This window comes from Streptomyces sp. NPDC040545 (assembly GCF_055595065.1).
In genome coordinates this window covers 1-1,278 of sequence record NZ_JBVIWA010000058.1, presented here as the reverse complement: position 1 = coordinate 1,278, position 1,278 = coordinate 1, and the positions used below count along the sequence as shown (strand labels likewise).

Annotated in this window: 1 protein-coding gene; it reads left to right on the top strand. The window is 68.1% G+C overall.

From position 1 onward, the window contains the following. Positions 1-1,278 (top strand): phosphomannomutase/phosphoglucomutase (locus ACZ573_RS38375; RefSeq protein ID WP_471313593.1); only part of this gene is annotated, 1,278 nt, incomplete at both ends.

Below are 1,278 nucleotides of genomic sequence, written 5' to 3'. Positions count from 1 at the left end.
CTTTCGAACATCGTCAAGGCGTATGACGTGCGTGGCGTCGTGCCGGACGAGTGGGACGAGTCCCTGGCCGGGTTGTTCGGTGCCGCGTTCGTGGAGGTCGTGGGGGCGGGTGCGATCGTGATCGGTCATGACATGCGTCCGTCGTCGCCGGGTCTGTCGGCGGCGTTCGCGCGGGGTGCGGCGGCGCGTGGGGTGGATGTGACGCTGATCGGTCTGTGTTCGACGGATCAGCTGTATTACGCGTCGGGTTCGCTGGGTCTGCCGGGTGCGATGTTCACGGCGTCGCACAATCCGGCGCGGTACAACGGGATCAAGCTGTGCCGTGCGGGTGCGGCTCCGGTGGGTCAGGACACGGGTCTGTCGCAGATCCGGGCTCTGGTGGAGAAGTGGTCGGACGAGGGTGCTCCGGCGGTTCCGGCGGGCACGGTGGCGGGCACGGTCACGGAGCTGGACTCCCTGCCGGGCTATGCGGCGCATCTGAAGGGTCTGGTGGACCTGGGGTCGATCCGTCCGCTGAAGGTGGTGGTGGACGCGGGCAACGGTATGGGCGGGCACACGGTTCCGACGGTGTTCGAGGGTCTGCCGCTGGATGTGGTGCCGATGTATTTCGAGCTGGACGGGACGTTCCCGAACCACGAGGCGAATCCGCTGGATCCGAAGAACATCGTGGATCTCCAGGCGCGGGTGCTGGCGGAGGGCGCGGATCTGGGTATCGCGTTCGACGGTGACGCGGACCGCTGCTTCATCGTGGACGAGCGGGGTATCGGCGTCTCCCCGTCGGCGGTCACCGCGCTGGTCGCGGCGCGGGAACTGGCCCGTAACGGGGGGACCGGCACGGTGATCCACAACCTGATCACCTCGTGGTCGGTGCCGGAGGTCGTGCGGGAGAACGGCGGTACCCCGGTGCGTACCCGGGTGGGTCATTCCTTCATCAAGGAGGAGATGGCGAAGACGGGTGCGATCTTCGGTGGTGAGCACTCGGCGCACTACTACTTCAAGGATTTCTGGAACGCGGACACGGGGATGCTGGCGGCGCTGCATGTGCTGGCGGCGCTGGGCGGCCAGGACGGTCCGCTGTCGGAGCTGGTGGCCTCCTACGACCGTTACGCGGGCTCGGGCGAGATCAATTCCACGGTCGCGGACCAGGCGGCCCGCCTGGCGGCGGTGCGGGAGACCTTCGCCGCCCGTGAGGGCGTCACCCTGGACGAGCTGGACGGTCTGACGGTGACGGGCGAGGACTGGTGGTTCAACGTCCGCGCCTCCAACACCGAGCCCCTG